This is a genomic window from Nitratidesulfovibrio oxamicus, from assembly GCF_015731765.1.
In the GTDB taxonomy this organism is placed as follows: domain Bacteria; phylum Desulfobacterota; class Desulfovibrionia; order Desulfovibrionales; family Desulfovibrionaceae; genus Cupidesulfovibrio; species Cupidesulfovibrio oxamicus.
On record NZ_VRYY01000111.1, the window covers coordinates 60,504 to 77,420 of the forward strand.

At 58.2% G+C, this 16,917-nt stretch carries 14 protein-coding genes, 1 tRNA gene and 1 pseudogene; 5 read left to right on the forward strand and 11 right to left on the reverse strand.

Annotated elements, in window-relative coordinates; translation table 11 throughout:
• Positions 1 to 11 precede the first annotated feature (11 nt).
• Together FVW20_RS05270 and FVW20_RS05275 are read left to right on the forward strand one after the other, a co-directional pair.
• A complete protein-coding gene (locus tag FVW20_RS05270) occupies positions 12 to 1,037 on the forward strand; it encodes a DUF3150 domain-containing protein (protein ID WP_196608597.1) in 1,026 nt (341 codons plus the stop codon).
• Between the two features lie 76 nt (positions 1,038 to 1,113).
• A complete protein-coding gene (locus FVW20_RS05275; protein ID WP_196608598.1) occupies positions 1,114 to 1,881 on the forward strand; it encodes a Fic family protein in 768 nt (255 codons plus the stop codon).
• Between the two features lie 100 nt (positions 1,882 to 1,981).
• On the opposite strand, the gene FVW20_RS05280 is transcribed toward FVW20_RS05275, so the two are convergent.
• Genes FVW20_RS05280 through FVW20_RS05290 form a run of 3 tightly spaced genes read right to left on the reverse strand, consistent with a single transcriptional unit; the run spans position 1,982 to position 6,943 of the window.
• Positions 1,982 to 5,269: an efflux RND transporter permease subunit gene (locus tag FVW20_RS05280; protein ID WP_196608599.1), complete on the reverse strand. Its 3,288-nt coding sequence runs from the start codon at positions 5,267 to 5,269 to the stop codon at positions 1,982 to 1,984.
• Entirely contained in the window at positions 5,266 to 6,312 is a 1,047-nt protein-coding gene (locus tag FVW20_RS05285) for an efflux RND transporter periplasmic adaptor subunit (RefSeq protein ID WP_231038884.1), read from the reverse strand. Before FVW20_RS05285 ends, FVW20_RS05280 begins: the two co-directional genes overlap by 4 nt.
• A 31-nt stretch (positions 6,313 to 6,343) precedes the next feature.
• Positions 6,344 to 6,943, reverse strand: a complete 600-nt coding sequence (locus FVW20_RS05290; protein WP_167128242.1) for a TetR/AcrR family transcriptional regulator — start codon at positions 6,941 to 6,943, stop codon at positions 6,344 to 6,346.
• A gap of 349 nt (positions 6,944 to 7,292) precedes the next feature.
• Here FVW20_RS05290 and FVW20_RS05295 point away from each other — a divergent pair, with 349 nt between their 5' ends.
• Positions 7,293 to 7,508 (forward strand): hypothetical protein, encoded by a 216-nt coding sequence (locus tag FVW20_RS05295; RefSeq protein ID WP_167128245.1) that lies wholly within the window; start codon positions 7,293 to 7,295, stop codon positions 7,506 to 7,508.
• An 83-nt stretch (positions 7,509 to 7,591) separates the two neighbouring features.
• Here FVW20_RS05295 and FVW20_RS05300 read toward each other — a convergent pair whose 3' ends face one another.
• The 3 genes from FVW20_RS05300 to FVW20_RS05310 form a co-directional block, all read right to left on the reverse strand.
• On the reverse strand, positions 7,592 to 8,128 hold the full coding sequence (locus tag FVW20_RS05300) for an acyloxyacyl hydrolase (RefSeq protein ID WP_167128248.1): 537 nt from the start codon (positions 8,126 to 8,128) through the stop codon (positions 7,592 to 7,594).
• 93 nt (positions 8,129 to 8,221) lie between these two features.
• Positions 8,222 to 8,830: a sll1863 family stress response protein gene (locus FVW20_RS05305; RefSeq protein WP_167128250.1), complete on the reverse strand. Its 609-nt coding sequence runs from the start codon at positions 8,828 to 8,830 to the stop codon at positions 8,222 to 8,224.
• A 63-nt stretch (positions 8,831 to 8,893) separates the two neighbouring features.
• A complete protein-coding gene (locus FVW20_RS05310; RefSeq protein WP_167128253.1) occupies positions 8,894 to 9,565 on the reverse strand; it encodes a CerR family C-terminal domain-containing protein in 672 nt (223 codons plus the stop codon).
• A 376-nt stretch (positions 9,566 to 9,941) separates the two neighbouring features.
• Here FVW20_RS05310 and FVW20_RS05315 point away from each other — a divergent pair, with 376 nt between their 5' ends.
• Positions 9,942 to 11,537 carry a cobaltochelatase CobT-related protein gene (locus FVW20_RS05315; protein ID WP_196608600.1) on the forward strand — a complete coding sequence of 532 codons (1,596 nt, stop codon included), beginning with the start codon at positions 9,942 to 9,944 and terminating at the stop codon, positions 11,535 to 11,537.
• A 102-nt stretch (positions 11,538 to 11,639) separates the two neighbouring features.
• Positions 11,640 to 11,813, forward strand: coding sequence for a hypothetical protein (locus FVW20_RS05320; protein ID WP_196608601.1), 174 nt, complete (start codon positions 11,640 to 11,642; stop codon positions 11,811 to 11,813).
• Positions 11,814 to 12,021: 208 nt separating this feature from the next.
• On the opposite strand, the gene FVW20_RS05325 is transcribed toward FVW20_RS05320, so the two are convergent.
• The 5 genes and pseudogenes from FVW20_RS05325 to FVW20_RS05345 all read right to left on the reverse strand — a co-directional run.
• The gene (locus FVW20_RS05325) at positions 12,022 to 13,908 is read right to left on the reverse strand and encodes an AAA family ATPase (RefSeq protein WP_196608602.1); all 1,887 of its coding nucleotides are present in this window, start codon (positions 13,906 to 13,908) and stop codon (positions 12,022 to 12,024) included.
• 267 nt (positions 13,909 to 14,175) lie between these two features.
• On the reverse strand, positions 14,176 to 14,478 hold the full coding sequence (locus FVW20_RS05330) for a hypothetical protein (RefSeq protein ID WP_196608603.1): 303 nt from the start codon (positions 14,476 to 14,478) through the stop codon (positions 14,176 to 14,178).
• A gap of 300 nt (positions 14,479 to 14,778) precedes the next feature.
• Positions 14,779 to 16,098, reverse strand: a complete 1,320-nt coding sequence (locus FVW20_RS05335; protein ID WP_196608604.1) for a hypothetical protein — start codon at positions 16,096 to 16,098, stop codon at positions 14,779 to 14,781.
• Positions 16,099 to 16,316: 218 nt separating this feature from the next.
• A tRNA-Met gene (locus FVW20_RS05340) sits at positions 16,317 to 16,393 on the reverse strand.
• 218 nt (positions 16,394 to 16,611) lie between these two features.
• Positions 16,612 to 16,917: pseudogene (locus tag FVW20_RS05345) on the reverse strand (metallophosphoesterase family protein); the annotation flags it as partial.

Sequence of the window (16,917 nt, forward strand, 5' to 3'; positions counted from 1 at the left end):
GGAGCACGCACATGAACGACACCATCCTGAACTGCCTCATGGCCATCAACCTCGACGTGAACATCTGGACCGCCCGGCGCAAGCTGACCCCGGCGGACTTCGGCGGCGCGGACCTGCCGCCGGAGGAACTTGCCTCGCTCGGCAGCAAGCGCATCTGCGATCCCGAGGAACTGAAGATATTCGGCACGCTGAAGGCGCGTGCTGTGAACCTGCTCGACCGTCACGGCGTGCGCTTTCTGGGCGGTTGGGGCATTCCGGAAGAAAAAGCCCCCGTCCTTGTGGAAGAACTCGACCGCATTCGGGCCGAATTTCTGGCGGCTAGGGATACCTTCCTCACCCGGTACGATGACGCCGTTCGGGACTGGATTGCCCGGCACGGCGAGTGGGAACGCATCATCGCCGACTCCACGGTCAGTGCGGACTATGTGCGCAGCCGCATGGGCTTCCGCTGGCAGGTGTACCGCATCGTGCCGCCCGCTCAAAACGATGTGGAGCTGGTGGCCCAGGGGCTTGCGGAAGAGGTGCGCGGGCTTGGCCGGACCCTGTTCGACGAGGTGGCCAAGGCCGCCACCGAGGCCTGGCACAAGTGCTACGCGGGCCGCAGCGAAGTGACCCACAAGGCGCTCTCTCCCCTGCGAACCATCCACCAGAAACTGGCCGGGCTCACCTTCGTGGAACCGAGGGTATCCCCGGTGGCGGACCTCATCGGCACTGCCTTCGCCAACCTGCCCAAGCGGGGCAGGATACAGGGGGCGCACCTGCTCATGCTGCAAGGACTGGTGGCCCTGTTGCGCGATCCGTCCGCGCTCATGGAGCATGGGCAGCGGATCATCGAGGGGCACCGCCCGTCCGATCTGCTGGATGCCTTGCTGCGGCAGAATGGGGACACGGAGAATGAACGGGTAACGTCCGCAGACGACACTGAAGGTGAGGAAGACGACATGCCCGACCTTGGGGACGGTATTGCGCTGGACGCCATCCCCCGCGAGGTCATGCCCGACCTGCAACCCGTACTGCCCAATTGCGGGCTGTGGTAGGTGGCTGGACAGGTCACGCCAACCCGTTTACCTATCGAGACGGTTGACTTGATTTCAAGCCACTTGCGAGCACGCCATGACAACGCCATCGCCCACACCGCCCATCGACATCGCCCAACTCGACGCCCTCAAGGCGCGGCTCGACCGGCATCGTCCGCTGCCGCCCGACATGGTGGCCGACCTGCGGGCGGACATGGTGCTGCGGTACACCTTCCATTCCAATGCCATCGAGGGGAACACGCTGACCCTCATGGAGACCAAGGTGGTGCTGGAAGACGGGGTGACCATCGGCGGCAAGTCCATGCGTGAGCACCTTGAAGCCATCAACCACAGGGAAGCCATCGGCTTTCTGGAAGAGGTGGTGCGAGACGGACGCGGGCTGGACGAACGCACCCTGAAGGACCTGCACCAACTCGTACTCCGGGGCATTTCCGCTGACGCGGGCCGCTACCGGACCCGCAATGTCATCATCTCCGGCGCGGGGCACACCCCGCCCGATGCCCTGCACGTGCAGGAACGCATGGACGCCTTCTTTCGCTGGTACGCGGATGCGGCGGCACGCCTGCACCCTGTGGAACTGGCCGCGCGCGTCCATGCCGACTTCGTGGCGATCCACCCGTTCACGGACGGCAACGGGCGCACCGCCCGACTGCTGATGAACCTTGAACTGATGCGGGCCGGGTTCCCTACGGTGATCATACCGGTGGAACAGCGGGCCGCATACTACGAAACCCTCGACACCATCGGGGTGCGCGGCGACTACGCCCCCTTTCTGGGGCAGATCGGCGCGCTGGTGGCAGCCAGCTTCGAACCGTACTGGCGGCTGCTCGGCACCGCCGCCTGACCCCACATAGCCCAAGCCACGAAAGGCCCCGGAGCACCACGCTTCGGGGCCTTTTCACCTATCCACCATGTCTGTAGAGAGCGGAGAACATGCGCGACAACTATCTCTGTGCGTTACGAATTCTTCGCCGCGCATCGAGGTCGTACAGGATTGGCACGACGAAGATCGTCAACGAGGTGGACGCGACCGTCCCGAAGATGAGCGAGACGGCGAGCCCGCCGAAAACCGGATCTTTCACCATGATCGCCGACCCAAAAACGATGGCCAGGGTCGTCAAGAGGATCGGCCGCAAGCGCACGGCACCGGCCTGTCGCACGGCGACATCGAGTGGCATGCCTTGCTTCCGGTTGTCCTGGATGAAGTCGATGATCAGGAGCGAATTGCGGATCACGACGCCAGCCAGCGCAATGATGCCAACCATTGACGTTGCCGAGAAATCAGCTCCGACGATCCAGTGGCCCGGGAAAATGCCGATGATGCCAAGCGGCACCGCCGACATGACCATCATGGGTACGAGGAAGGAGCGATAATAGGCGACGAGCAGGAAATACACCGTCAGCAGTGAGCCACTGAGCGCGATCGCCATGTCGCGGTAGACGTCGAGGGTCATGCGCATCTCGCCGCCCCACAGGAGTTGATAGCCGTCGATGGTGTCGGGCACGTCCTCGTTGGCATCAAGATTGCCGGTCCTGAGCGGCCGTCCGTCCGGCGCGGTGATGCCGTCGAGGCGCCGCTGGAGATCGAGCACTGCATAGAGCGGCACGGAGCCCGCCAGTTCCGCGCCGACGAAGGTGACCTTCTCATTGTCGCGATGCAGGATCGGCCGGTCCATCGAGACAGGCACGACGGTGACCAGTTCGGACAGCGGCACAGGCTTGCCGTCGGTGTTGTCGACGAACAACCGATCGAGACGGGTCGGGTCGACAGCAAAACGGCGCGGCACGAAGGCCCGGACGGCGACCGGGTTCTTCTCGTCCGCGAGGTGCGCGCGGCTCAGGCTCGTGCCACCGTAGACGAGGGAGAGCGCCTCGGCGATCTGTGCAGTCGAAACCTTGGACAGCGCCGCCTTTTCCTTGTCGGGCACGATACGATGCTCGACTACGTCGACTGGCTCGGTATCGGAGAGGTCGACGATATCGTATGTCTCCTCGAACGCCTTGCGCACCTCGGCCGACAAGGCGCGCAACCCCTCGGAATCCGGGCCGTAGAGCTCGGCGACGACGGTCGAGCGCAGCGGCGGGCCTGGAGGGTCTTCGACAAGCGCGGCCTCCGCGCCGGGATACGCCAGGCGAATCGCAGCGACCTTCGGCCGCAGTTCGCGCACGATATCGATTGAGTTTTCCTTTCGGTGACGCTTGTCGGTGAGGTTCACGCGGATTTCCGCGACGTAATTGCCGCTGCGTCCGGCTGTGCCCTTGAACAGGCCGTTGAAGTCCGCGATGCCGGCCTGGCCGATCCAGGTCTGGTAGTTGATGACGTGTTGTTCCTTCGAGAGCAGCGTCGTGATCTCGCGCGTGAACCGGTCGGTTTCCTCCACCGGTGTGGTTTCCGGCATGGAGACCACCACATTGAAGGTGTTCTTGTTGTCCTTGGGCAGGAAGCCGATGGGAACCCCAAGGGACGACACCGCCCCGCCCACGCCCTCCGGACGGACGAACTGCCATGCTCCCTGCATAGCGGATACCGTCATCAAAAGCAGGATCGTGGCGCCGAAGGCAATCCGCACGGAGCGGCGCTGCTGCAACGGAGCGAAGAGGCGGAGATAGAGGCGCTCCAGCCTTCCCGGCTCGCCGTGGCCGGCGTCCTGCGCATGCGTATCTTCCTCTTGGATATCCTGGCGGTGCAACCAGCGATTGGCCGCCCAAGGCGTGACGATATAGGCGACAACGATAGAAGCTGCCATCGCCACCGGAACCGTGATCGCGACGGGGAAAAAGTACTGTCGCGGCATGCCGGTCAACGCAAGAAGCAGTGAAATGAAGACCAGCATCACTGCGAAGGTCGCGAGATTGGTGGCGTTGCCGATTTCGTTGGTGGCGAGAACCGTCGCCCTCTCCTTGCTCATCCGCGCCCCTTGCGATCCGTAGTGACGGTGGATGTTCTCGATGACGACGATGGCCGCGTCCACGAGCATGCCCAGCGCCAGAATGAGCGCGAACAGCGTCACCCGGTTGATGGTCACCCCGCCGAGCAGATTGGCGACGAGCGTGATCGAGAGGATCAGCGGCACCGTCACCATGACGATCATCGCCTCGCGCCAACCGAGGAAGAAGATCAGCACGAGCCCGACCGTGCCGAGGGCAATGAGAAGGTGTTCAAGGAGGAGGTTCACGGCGTCGTTGGCCTTCTCGCCATCGTCGCGCGTGACGACCACCTGGATGTCCCTAGGAACGAAGGAGGCTTGCATGCGCTCGACACGGTCGATCACGGCATTGGCCACTGTCACTGCATTGGCGCCTTTCTTCTTGGCGACGGCGATGGTCACGGCCGGCATGTCCGTCGAATCAGTCTCGCCGAAACGAGGATCACCAGGCCCGAAGGAAAAGCGGCTGAACGCCGTGACCTCGGTCGGCGGACCGTCCGTGACCGTTGCGACGTCACATACATAGACGGGGCGACCGTCATGAATGGCGACGATTTGATGACTGACATCTCCGGCCGATGTGAAGGAAGCCGACAGCTTGATGGCCTCGACCTTGCCGTCGCGCACCGTGGGCTGCAACGGCACGGAGAGATTGCTCGCGGTGAAGGCGGCATAAGCCTGGCTCAGCGTTACGCCGAAGGCTTGCAGGCGGTCCGGATCGAGTTCGATGGATATCTCCCTCTCCCGGCCGCCCTTGACATCGACCACCGACACGTCTTCGGTGCTGCGCAACCGTTCAGCCATACGCACGGCGATGCGGTTGAGGGCGTAATCGTCGTACTGGGACGAGGACAGCGTAACAGTCACGATGGGAACGTCATCGGCGTCCACGCTCTGCACGAACGGCATTCCCGCGTCGGCCGGCAGGCGGCTGCGGCTTGCCAGCACGCGGTCGTAAAGCTTGACCAGAGATTCTTCCTTATCCTCGCCGACCTTGAACTGCACCTGCACGATGCCGAGGGAGTTCTGCGCCGTGCTTTCGATGTGATCGACTCCGGGCATCTCGCTCATGATGCCTTCGAGCGGCGTGACGACGAGTTCGTCGACCTCCGCAGCCGAAGCGCCCGGCAAGCTGACCGTGATCGCCGCCGCCGGCACGATTATCTGCGGGTTTTCCTCGCGCGGCGTTTGCAGCACCGCCACGATGCCCAGCAGGGCCACGGCAACGATGAAGACGACGGTCAGCTTCGAGGTGATGAAGACCTGCGCAATACGCCCGGCCATGTTCAGGCGGGGCGTCCTCATCGTCCGCTCTCCGTCATTTCGATCAGCGAGCCGTCGCGCACCGTATCGTTCGCGGCCGTCAGAATCCGCTCGCCGCCCGACAATCCCGCGACAACCTCGACGGAATCGTCCAGAATCCGACCGGTGCGCAGCCAGCGGAACCGCGCCGTCTCCCCGTCGAGCACGAACACGCCGTCGAGGCCGCCGCGGCGGATCAGTGCGCTGCGAGGAATCACCGGCACGGTCCGCGTGCCGAGTACGATGTCCGCGCGGCCGAACATGCCCGGCACGAGGGATGGATTGTCCGGCAGGACGATATTGATCTCGTAGCGACGGGTGATTTCGTCTCCCGAGGGGACGAGGCCCCGGACCCGCCCTTGGAACGGAGTGCCATTCAGTGTGTCTATCCGCACCCGGACGGGTTCCGAGGGATCGATCTCCGCCAGCCTGCTTTCCGGAACGAACCCCTTGAACAGCAGCACTTCGCGGGATTCCACGGTGAGAATGGTCGCCCCCGCCGCCGCCATCTCGCCGGAACGCATGGCGACGGAAACCACGACACCGTCCACCGGGCTGGTGATGCTGGCATAGCCTTTCTGCGCCTCGGCGGCAGCGAGAACAGACCGGGCCTTGTCGAGGTTCGCGCGGGCAATGTCGCCCCTCACGTTCGCCTTTCGTAACGTTTCGGTCGCGACAGCACCCTCCGACGCCAGTCTCGCGAACAGCGCCGCATCCTTCTCGGCATCGTCCATATCTTTGAGGCCCGCCCGGACCCCGGCCCGAGCCTGACGGATCGCTTCATCGATATCGGAAGGGTCGATGCGCACGAGCAGATCGCCCCGCGAGACTCTCTGCCCCTCCCGGACGTCGAGGCGCCGGATGAAGCCGACAACTCGGGAAGACACATCGATGCGTCCATCGGAAATGACCGTGCCTGGGACGGTAAGGGTGACGGGGACATCCACCATATCTACCTGGGTCACGGCGGAAACGGTCGGTACGGTCGGTTGCGCCCGTTTCTCGGTCCGTTCCCCGCAGGCGACCAGAAAGACGAACAGGACCATGAGGGAGGCACCACGGAAAGCGGCATGCATCTCAAATACTCTCCGCCGTGCCGTCAAGAACGCGGCGCAGGACAGCCGACACGTGTCGGGTTATGACGGAAGAATCCGCATGCTCCGGCTGTCCCCCCGGCAGGTAGGGGAGGAGGACCGCCAACTGCACGTGCCCCAGTATGATGCCGAGAATGGACACGGCCATGAGGACGCGCTCGCCCTCCGGCTGCTGCGGATCGGTCAGGCCGACCACGAGGCGGAATGGGTATTCGAGCACCGACTGCACCAAATCCCTGAGGCGGACGCCGTCCCCGTCGACCAGTTCGCGCACGAGCAAGCGGAAGAACACCCGGTCTTCCACCAGCAACCGAACAAAGTGGTCAACAAAGGCTTCAAGCCGTTCCCCGGTGACGTCCGGTCTCTCCAGCAGTTCGGCCAGCGGGGCGGTCTTCTGGGTGAAGACATGGGCCAACGCCTCGCGGATGAGTTCGTCCTTGCCCTTGAAATGGTGGTAGAGGTTGGCGGACGTGACCCCGACCACGCCCGCCACGTCCCGCATGGAGACGGCGCTGTACCCCAAGTCCGCATAAAGGCGGGCGGAGACATCCAATATCGCTGTTCGCGTGTCGAAAGGCTGCATGGCTCACCTCCTTACTGATCGTTCGTTAAGTAACAGGGTAGAGCAGCGATTCCCACCTGTCAAGGCGAGGTCTAAAGCATCGACCACCCTGTGCACTCAAACGGCCATGATGCATCATGCTTCGAGGTCGTTCACACCCGAGGACAACATGCTGAACACACGCGCAGCGATGCGCTCGCAGCCGCTGATGGCGAGCGTGCTCGGCAGGAAATACGGCGTCACCGCGCCATCAAGAGCACGGAGGCCTGACCCGCACGACCGGCGCCGCCCTGCGCCTGCGGCTGACGCGCCAGTCTTCCGTGACCAGCACGTCTGAAGTCCACTGTACTCTGCCAAGCACGCGGGCTCCATGTACCAGAACGTGGAGTTGCTCTGCGCTTCGGTCGGGTTCGACAATGTGGAACAGACCAATTACGACGAGACGGCCCTGCGCGCCACTCTACGCCTGCCCATGGACCGGCGCATGCTGATCGGCAAAAACCTTGGCCTGATCCAAAAACTGACCGCCTACCGGAGGGAACGGCAGGCGGCAGGGGAGAACCAGAAGCTGTTCGCGGAGTCGTGAGAAACCGGAGCAGCCTCCGGAACTGACATGAGAACTGAAACCCGAGAAACTAGATGTAACATTCCAAAATGATACTGTGTCGCTTAAAATGTAACCCCATAGGACAGGCCCATGGTGCTATATCCATCGTTTTCTCCCGCCATGCCTCCGTTTGAATAATGCGTGACATCGCATTGCAGCACATGGCGAAAACCTTCGCCGAACTTCACCCCCAAGCTACCCCTTGAGCGGAATTGCACTCGGCATCCCAAGTCTAGATCATTAAATTCGTCACTGGAAAGAACAGCCAAACCGAGGGTCCCTGCAATGAAGGGACGCCAAGCGTCTCCGCCGGAAAAAACTCCCATTATTCCCACATTCACGTTTCCGCCCCACAGAGCCTTGTCCGGGTGCTCCCAGAGCGATATCCCGGCACCAACCAGAGGGCCGATATCAAAATATTCATTGGAATATACGGGAGTTAAAACCTGCTGGAAGGCGATATCGTAAGCTTGCGAGTTTTCATCCCCATGAGAAATTCCGATGCTCACACCTGAGTCTGCAATCGTTTTTCCCGGATATAAGACAGTACGGACGAATACTGCAATAACAATTGAAATTTTCAAGCAAATGTGCTTCATATTCTCAGCCTCTTTATCTTCTGCGCATCACTGAATTGAAATGCGATGACATCAATGCAATGCGTTGTTGTGAAGACCACAGAGGCGTACCAGTCAGAGCAGCCTCGAAAAAGCGTTCTTGATCTTTTGAATAGTGCGATCGTGAACCGCCTTGGCCTGCGAGAGTCCGTTTCTCACCGCAGTCCAGGATTCGTCCCCTGCGTCCTTCGCCTCGCTGATCCGCGTTTGGAATTTTTCTGCCGCGTAGGAAAGGTGTTTAATCGCCGCATCCAGTTCTCCACGCGCTGTCTCCACGACGTCATCTGCCTGCTCGCGCAAACTCTTCAAGGATGCCTCCCAAGATCGGCGCTGCGCCTGCGCGCGTGCAACAACAACATCGCGCATTGTTTCGGCGTGATCCTTCGAGGCGGACAGGAACGCCTGAAAGGCGGCCTCGACCTCGACCCATTCAGTTTCGAGAGCATCCTGAATTTTCTCGACGCCGCCCGCCACAGCGTGCACCTCTGCGCGCAGTTCGTCATAATATTTCTGCTGCTTGGCGCGAGACTCCTTAAGGCGCGCCAACGCAGCGCCAGCCTCTTTGCGGGCGTTATCCGCCAGCCTGCCGGTCGCCTTTTCGACCTCGAGTATGATCGCGTCCACGTCATCGAGACGCTGTTTCGCCCAAGCGACTGCCTCATGCGCGTAGGATTGCTTGCTCATTGCGTGTTTCCTTTTCTGCTTGAAGTAGAAGGCTACAGAGTAAAACCTATTCCGTCGGAAACGTTATTGAGGAGCTTGGATAGCAAGGAAGTCGCTACGACAGAGATCACGGACCATGCCTTCAATCTGGTGGATGCTGTCGTCCTGGATTTGGCTCCACTCCATGCTATGCAGCATGATGCCGCGTAGAAATCTGAAACTGATGACCGCCGTTAAAATCGCACTGATACGCAATCGCAAAGCTTCATCACCAAGGGAGCGGCCGGAGACATCGCTTGCAGCCTGCACCAAGCGCTCCAGCAACTGTGCGATAGCACGGTCGTAAATCAGCGCGAAAGCTTCGTCATTGTCATAGGCGCAACGCGCAATAAATGATGTCCACGAGTGAGGCTCAGCATCTTTCAGAATGATATGCAGAATGCTGATGAGAGCTTCCTCGAAACGGATGGCCTTTTCTGCAGCTTCAGCGGTTTCCAAAATGGCTACCGCTTCCTCGAAGCGGCAGGCTGCATAATTAGCAATCATCTGTGCCGCAGCGAGATAAAGCTCCCTTTTTCCTCCGAAGTGATAAGGGATGGCGGAGAGAGGCGTTTTTGCAGCCTTTGCCAAGGCGCGTGTACTTGCGCCCTCGTAGCCCACGGCACCAATCACCGTGATCGCTGCTTCGATCAGATGTGAGCGTGTCTTTACACTTCGGGCCTCGTGTCCACTCGGTGCGGCTGGATTGGTCGTCATGGACAATGCTCCTCATTTAGGTAAGGTTAAATTAGTTCATTCGAACGAACTTTTCAAGCTTAAAAAACATTGGAACGCCAACTCGATCCCTTTCCGATTTCCTTACCCTGCTGCTGATGAGCCTTAAACCGATGCGGGCCAGGTTCCCCACGGTGATCATACCGGTGGGATAGCGGGCCGCGTACTACGAGAACCTCGACGCCATTGGGGTGCGCGGCGACTACGCCCCCTTCCTGGGCAGATCGGCGCGCTGGTGGCGGCCAGCTTCGAACCGTACTGGCGGCTGTTCGGCACCGCCGCCTGATCATCAGATACACCAGCTACGAAAGGCCCCGGAGCACCACGCTTCGGAGCCTCTTCGCATCCGGAGGACAACATGCTGGATACACGCGCCGTGATGCGCTCGCTGCCGCTGGTGGTGAGCGTGCTCGGCAGGAAATACGGCGTCACCGTGACCATCGGGGGCACGGAGGCCTACACGGACGGCACGACGATCCACCTTCCCGCACTGCCGGTGGACGTGCCCGACATCTTCCTCGCACTGGCCCGTGGCTACATCGACCATGAGGCCGCCCACCTGCGGGATACCGACTTCACGGCGCTGAAGGCCGCGAACCTTACCCCCCTTGAACACCATGTGTGGAACATCATTGAGGACTGGAGGGTGGAAAACCGGCTGGTCACGGCGTTCCCCGGCTGCCGGGGGAACTTCGACTGGCTCATCGAACACTTCTTCGGCGGCAAGGCGACAGGAACAACGGATGAACCCGCAGTTCTGTTCCTGAACTGGTTGCTGCTTACGGTTCGGGCGTGGGACGTCCCGGCCATCGGAAAGCATCGCGACACCATTGCGGTCCGTCTCAACAAGGTATGCCCTGGCCTACTTACCCGCATGGCCTGCGCTGTGGAAGCAGTACGCACCTCGTGCGCATCCACTACCGAGGCCATTGTCCATGCGCGGGCCATCGTCGCGGAACTGGGCAAGGCCACGCAAACGCCGCCATCCGCGTCAGGTACGAATCCGGACACCAGCCAGGCCGGGGGTGACCCTGAGGGTGGGGCTGGCAATGGCAACCAGCCCACGGCATCACCGTGGGAACGGATACGAAACCTGCTGCATGCCCAGGAGGACGAGCTTCCGCAGGAATTCGGGGCAATCCTTGGTAAGGCCCTGAAGCGTGAGGCTCCCGCCAGCGACGGTCAGCCCGTAAACGTGGCCACCGTTACCCACAAGGTAAGCTGGGACTTGCACCCCGACGACATCGCCGAGGCCAAACGGGCATCGACGGCCCTGCGAACGCGCCTTCATGGCCTGTTGCAGGCTGCGACCATCAGCCGGACCCACGGGGCACGGAGCGGGAGACTAGACCCGCGCAGACTCCACCGCATCGCCACGGATGACGCTCGCATCTTCATGCGCAAGGGAACGCGCGTCGGCATCAACACCGCCGTGCATCTGCTCCTCGACTGCTCCGGGTCCATGACCCCGAACATCAGACTGGCTAGCACGGCCTGCCATGCCGTGGCTTCGGCCCTTGAGACCGTCAGCATCAACGTGGCTATCACCGCCTTTCCGGCCAGCCATGACCCGGCGTCGACGGAACAGAAAACCGTGGGCCGCCTGGTGCGGCACGGACAGCGGGTACATCCGAGACTAAAGGTGGCAGCCGTGGGGACCACCCCACTGGCCGAGTCCCTGTGGTGGGTGATGCAGGAAATGTTGCCCCTGCGTGAGGCCCGCAAGCTCATCCTGCTGCTGACCGATGGCGATCCCGATACGCCGACATGCGCCCTGGAAGCCATTCGGCACGCCGAACGGCTGGGGTTCGAGGTCTACGCCATCGGCATCAGTGCGGTGAACATCCTGCAACATCTGCCGGGACGGCACCGGACGATCAACACCATGGCCGAACTTGCCCCGGCGATGTTCGGCCTGTTGCAGGGCGCGCTGGTCGGAAGGCGCGCGACATGATGCAACTACGAAAAACACTGGCAACGAACAACGGGGAGGCACCACGCCTCCCCGTTTTCTTTCAACACCCCGACAAGGAGGCCATATGCGCTGGATGTACCTGTGCCGGTTCTGGCCGTGGAAGAAATGCCTTCTGCCGCCTGCGGAATGCGTCCTCTTCGCGGATTGTCCGAAGGTCCGCACCCCGAGGAGAAGAATATGGGCATAAGCTGGGGATCAATCATCGCCATAGCCATCGCGGTACTTAACGTCGTCAAGGAGAGCATCGATGACTGAGCACGAGTCCAAGGACAAGGGAATAAACAGGGCCTGGGTGTTTCTTGGCGGCTGCCTGGCCGGTGTCGCTGGCGTGTTCGCTGCTGCCATATTGTCAGAGACAGGCACCACGAGAACGGAGGACTGCGAGGACGAACCGTTGGCGCTGCCTGAAGGCGAGAGTCGTTCATGAAATGAGACAGGGGGAGGCCAGCGCCTCCCCCTGCAGCTATTCTTCCAATTCTTTTAGCCTTTTTCTAATTGTTTCATGGCTAGGGGCACTGCCGTGTAATTTGACAAGTTCCAGAGCAATTTCCCGGAAACCCATGCCGGCTTGCTTCATGCGCTTGGCATCCTCAAGCCAAGCAGGCTGGAGGCCGTCCACATCCGGGGCCTTTTTTTTGGTCTGGCCTTCGCAAGCCGAGGTCGCTAGCAGCCCGTCCGGAGGCGATAGCTCCACTGTAAACGGCTCTATATCACTACCGAACGCGTTACGGCATTTTTCGTACGAAACGGTGATCGTCGTGGTCTTCTCGGCGGTGCCCTTTTTGCTGGTCCGATCAAGCTTCACCACGGCATCCAATATGTCGAGTTTGGCGTTGCTGCCACGCTGGTCTCCCGTTTTCGAGGTATGCTGCACAATCAGGCAAGAAATCCCCCGCGCCTTCAACTTCTTGAGCAACGCGCGAAATGCCTCCTGGCACTCAGTGCTGTTGCCGCATGCCGTCGGGGCCAAGGTCGACAGGTTATCGAACACGATGAACTCGACATCCGGGAACCGCTTGTCGATCCAGCCCAGCAGGGCCTTGCCGCCTTCCTCCGTACCAAGGTCAGGCAAGGCATTGCCTTCTGTCATGGTAGAAAGCAACTCGAACCCCTTTCCCCCGATTTCTTCGTCTACCGTATGTCCCTGAGCTTGACCCAAGGCATTCAAGCGCTCCCTGCACGCACTCTCGCCCATCTCACCATCAAGGTAGAGCACATTCCGTGTGCGGGAAGCTGTCCACTTCCCGCCTAACGCAGAAGTCCCCTTCCACACGGCAAGCGCAACTGCTAACGCGACCCAGGTCTTCCCAACCCCTGTTCCCGCGACCAGCATCATCAAGCCGGGGCACAGCATAACTGGCTTGAGCACGTATGGCCGTGGCTCTTCAGGCATCGCCAGCAGCGTCTCCAGGGACTTGCTTTGGAATGCAGTTTCCACTTGGCCATCAAGATTCAGCCCAAAGAGGCGCTCAGCCTCTTCGCAAAAGGCACTGGGAGAAAGCCTTCGAACCGGATCATTCCAAAACGCGAGGTCATGGGCAAAGCGCTCCGTTTCTCCACGAAAATCCCATTGAGGTTCTCGTGACAGAATCCGAACTCGTCCTGCCCCGGCTTTCTGAATGGCTCGGCTGGCTTCATATATCTGGCGGTAACCATCCGCGGCATAAGACGGGAGTAGGAGCACTTCGCGCCCCTTCAACGCGCTCCAGTCAGTGCAAGCAATCCCCTTCCGCCCTCCAGGCCAAGTAGTAGGGACTACGCCACTCTTAACGAGCCACCCATGATCCAATGATATCTGAGAAGCTGTTTCCTCGTCCAAGGCGCAAAGCACAGTATGCAGCGGTCCTGCTACAAGTTTATGCAGATCGAACAACGGAAAACACCCATGAAATGCGCGCCACTGCCACTCTGTATGACAAGAATTGTATTTATTACTCTTATAGAACTTGACGAGTGGGAGCTTAAAGACCGTTCCTTTTTCATCAAAAAACTTAACAACACCTCCTCTCAGATCACCATTATCTTTTGTATAATGGTAAAATACTCCACTTGCATTATTCAACTTATAGTAAGGATAGCTATTCGCACCTCTTTTAAAACCTCTAGCCTCAACACCGACTCTGCACTCATGCCAACCGGGGTCGCACCCCTGAAAAAAGCGCGCCTCAGGGCTCGTGTCTATGTTCAACAATGCCGCAATTCTAAAAAAACCACGAATAGTGTCGAACCCTAAATGTAACGTCACCAAATCGACCAAACTTTGCCCATTCCGACCATTTGAATAGTGCAACCATGACCCATATTCTCTTTTTCTTGGATCAATTTCAACGTTGAAGTCATCGTTCGACATAGAAATATCCAAACGATCGAAAGAAGCTTGTGGGTTCTTGCGAAGCTCAATCTCGACCGTTTCACGCGCCAAGTACTCCAAGATAGATAGACGCCGAACTGCGGCCTGCTCAGTGGAGTACTCACGAAACCTTGGACTAAATGTACAAGTCCTACCCGAATAATGATTCGTATACATACATACCTCGTGGCACTCGTGGTAAAGATAGGAATTGGCCGCGCCACACCAAAGCGTGGTCAGGAGCAACGCGGCCAATCACGGACACGCTTAGCCCACTCCAAAACCATCAGTAAGATAGCCAAGCACCTCAGCGCTCCGGCTTTGGGGGGCAGGTTTGCCGCCCCGGATAGTTTTGGATTCAGGCACCTTCACCCGGCTAGCGAACCATTCGATGAACGAATCCCGCTCATAGAAGATGCTGCGCCCGACGCGCCAACGCTTGCTGGGGCCTAAGCCAAGACTGTCTAAGTTCGCCAACGTCTTTGGCTGAATAATGCCGCTTGTCAGACGCCCGACAGCCACTCGAGGAAAGAGGGCTGGAAAATCCATACGACTCAACAGGTCCGTCATTACTGCCTCCCTTTAGGCTGAGTTGGTGACACAGGACCAACTCTAGCCAAAGTACGGCTAGCACACCCGAGGTTTCACGGTTAGCACCAATGCATTTAATTCTTGAATATCAATCTATTACAACCGCACAACCAAACCTTCACAACTCAATATAAGATATATAAAAACAGATTTGCAGGAAAAAGCGAGAGGAGGGCAGACCACGCTTCCCCCCTCTTCGCATATACTCACATGTGCTTTTTCAAGATCAGATCAAGATCACTCTGTGAATGTAAATTTACAAACGCACCCCTCTGAAGACTACAACGCCCTTTTATCCCCCAATGGCTGAGGAAATAAATTACTCTCAATAAATAATTTCACCGGTTTTGAATTAATAACGTTACTAATTTTTTGCGAAATACTACCAGAATCATTAAACTTTAACTCCCTTCTTGCCTTAAAACCGTGCTCACCGCATTTCGCAAACATCCTAACAACACGTTCATATATATCACTATTGCGCTTATTTTCATATCGCATTGCTATAATTTCTATTATAATCGTGTCTAAAACACTCCCACTACCCCTAGTCGACTTCCACAATTCACAGATCATATTCTTATAATATCCATCTTTATGCAATGCATCAGAGTCAAACCACTGCAAAATTTCTCGAAAATGGTTAACACTTGCCCATCGAAACATTCTATCACCACCAACCTTATACTTCGTTATGAAATAAAAACTCTGAAGATAAAGCGATGCTTCTTCACAGCATTCTCTCAAAAATTGCCCCATCCCAAGATCCGAAAAATAGACTCTCCCCACTACCGCATTTACAAAAGCATGAGCGCAAATCGCAACACCCCTTATATCAGATCCACACATTTTTTTTGGAAGTCCAAATGCCGACCTAAAAAATTCAAAAGCAACAATATTAAAGCTAAAAAAACGTTCTCTTGACAATGTCGTATACCCATAAAAAACAGAATTTCTGCCATCTCCAGAACGAAACACATTCACAGCATCAACCTTTAACCCTGATGGCGTCTCAATATTGACATCAAAACAGTACCTTTCCCTATGTTCCTCAATATCAAAGAAATGCACCTCCATAACACCCCTAGTATTATCTATCGAAACACTAAAAAAATCAGGATATGGTTGCCTTGAAATACTACATTCACCACCAAAATTTGATATATTAATAAATAAAGTCAGCCTTTCACCCCCGACGCCTTTAGCATCAAGAACAACCTTCTCTAACATTCTCCTCTTGATGACGAAATTCTCATTCGAGAAAAGCCATATTACATCAGTAAAAACGACACCATGATTACACAAAAGAGTATAAAGAGAAACCATTTCTTCACTACAAACACCATCCATATCTATGTGTCTCAAAAGTTCTACCGTGGCGCACGAGCGTTGTGGAATTACTCCACAATCATCACACGCCCAAACGTACTCCCTGATACCCCTACGCAACAAAGACTTAACCGCATACTTACTTTTTCCGCGCACACTCGTCACTTGAGGAACATTTACAACTTCGCCAAACCATTCGCTCCCACCGCCGACGATACGATACCGATACCCCCTAAAAATAGACCCCTCATACTTTTTCATATCGCTCATACCAACCCCCTCTAGCCATTCCGTGAGCTCCATAGACAACTAGCAAAACGCCCCACAGCCATTTAAGGGGCAATACTGACGGAAGCACAGCCCCTTACCAAGCGCTTATCCCTTACCATCCCAAACCACCCCTAGCAAAAGGTGGGGCTATAGTGGGGCTAAACGCCAACAACAAAAAAGAGGCTTACAAGGATATCCTTGTAAGCCTCTAATTTTTCTGGTTGCGGGGGCCGGATTTGAACCGACGACCTTCGGGTTATGAGCCCGACGAGCTACCGAGCTGCTCCACCCCGCGTCACCTGCGGAATTCGGGTCCGGCGGCGTTGGCAGGGCCTTGCCGTCGGGTCGTTAGAAGTATGCCCGTCGCCCCCCGGTGTCAACAGAAAATTGAAAAAACATTAAAGAAGACAAACAACACCCTGACATGGATGGACAAAAATTTCAGAGGGAACCAGCTTTTCCGCGCGGGCCGGGTGGCACGGTCCGCCCAGCCGAGCACCCGCCCCTGCCCTGCTACCCTCGCAGCACCTTCAGCTCTGCTGTCAGCGGGCCGCCCTCCGGCGCGGTGACCACGGCGTAGCCGCCCGCGCCCAGCGCGCCGGGGTTCACCACCACGGTGCGTCCGATGCGGTCCACCGCCCGCGATTCGTGGATGTGCCCGCACAGGCACACGTCCGGCTGCACCGCCTCGATGAACGCCCGCACCGCCGGGCTGCCCACGTGTGCGCCGTTGCCCAGCCTGTCGCACAGGCTGTCCTTGGGGGGGTATGCACGGCCAGCACCAGCCGGGGCCAGCGGCCCGCCTCGGCCCGCAGCGCG

Bases quoted from the DNA above. Each gene is read 5' to 3' on its own strand.
- FVW20_RS05270 (WP_196608597.1), top strand. From the start codon at position 12: ATGAACGACACCATCCTGAACTGCCTCATGGCCATCAACCTCGACGTG.
- FVW20_RS05275 (WP_196608598.1), top strand. From the start codon at position 1,114: ATGACAACGCCATCGCCCACACCGCCCATCGACATCGCCCAACTCGAC.
- FVW20_RS05280 (WP_196608599.1), bottom strand. From the start codon at position 5,269: ATGAGGACGCCCCGCCTGAACATGGCCGGGCGTATTGCGCAGGTCTTC.
- FVW20_RS05285 (WP_231038884.1), bottom strand. From the start codon at position 6,312: ATGGTCCTGTTCGTCTTTCTGGTCGCCTGCGGGGAACGGACCGAGAAA.
- FVW20_RS05290 (WP_167128242.1), bottom strand. From the start codon at position 6,943: ATGCAGCCTTTCGACACGCGAACAGCGATATTGGATGTCTCCGCCCGC.
- FVW20_RS05295 (WP_167128245.1), top strand. From the start codon at position 7,293: ATGTACCAGAACGTGGAGTTGCTCTGCGCTTCGGTCGGGTTCGACAAT.
- FVW20_RS05300 (WP_167128248.1), bottom strand. From the start codon at position 8,128: ATGAAGCACATTTGCTTGAAAATTTCAATTGTTATTGCAGTATTCGTC.
- FVW20_RS05305 (WP_167128250.1), bottom strand. From the start codon at position 8,830: ATGAGCAAGCAATCCTACGCGCATGAGGCAGTCGCTTGGGCGAAACAG.
- FVW20_RS05310 (WP_167128253.1), bottom strand. From the start codon at position 9,565: ATGACGACCAATCCAGCCGCACCGAGTGGACACGAGGCCCGAAGTGTA.
- FVW20_RS05315 (WP_196608600.1), top strand. From the start codon at position 9,942: ATGCTGGATACACGCGCCGTGATGCGCTCGCTGCCGCTGGTGGTGAGC.
- FVW20_RS05325 (WP_196608602.1), bottom strand. From the start codon at position 13,908: ATGTCGAACGATGACTTCAACGTTGAAATTGATCCAAGAAAAAGAGAA.
- FVW20_RS05330 (WP_196608603.1), bottom strand. From the start codon at position 14,478: ATGACGGACCTGTTGAGTCGTATGGATTTTCCAGCCCTCTTTCCTCGA.
- FVW20_RS05335 (WP_196608604.1), bottom strand. From the start codon at position 16,098: ATGAGCGATATGAAAAAGTATGAGGGGTCTATTTTTAGGGGGTATCGG.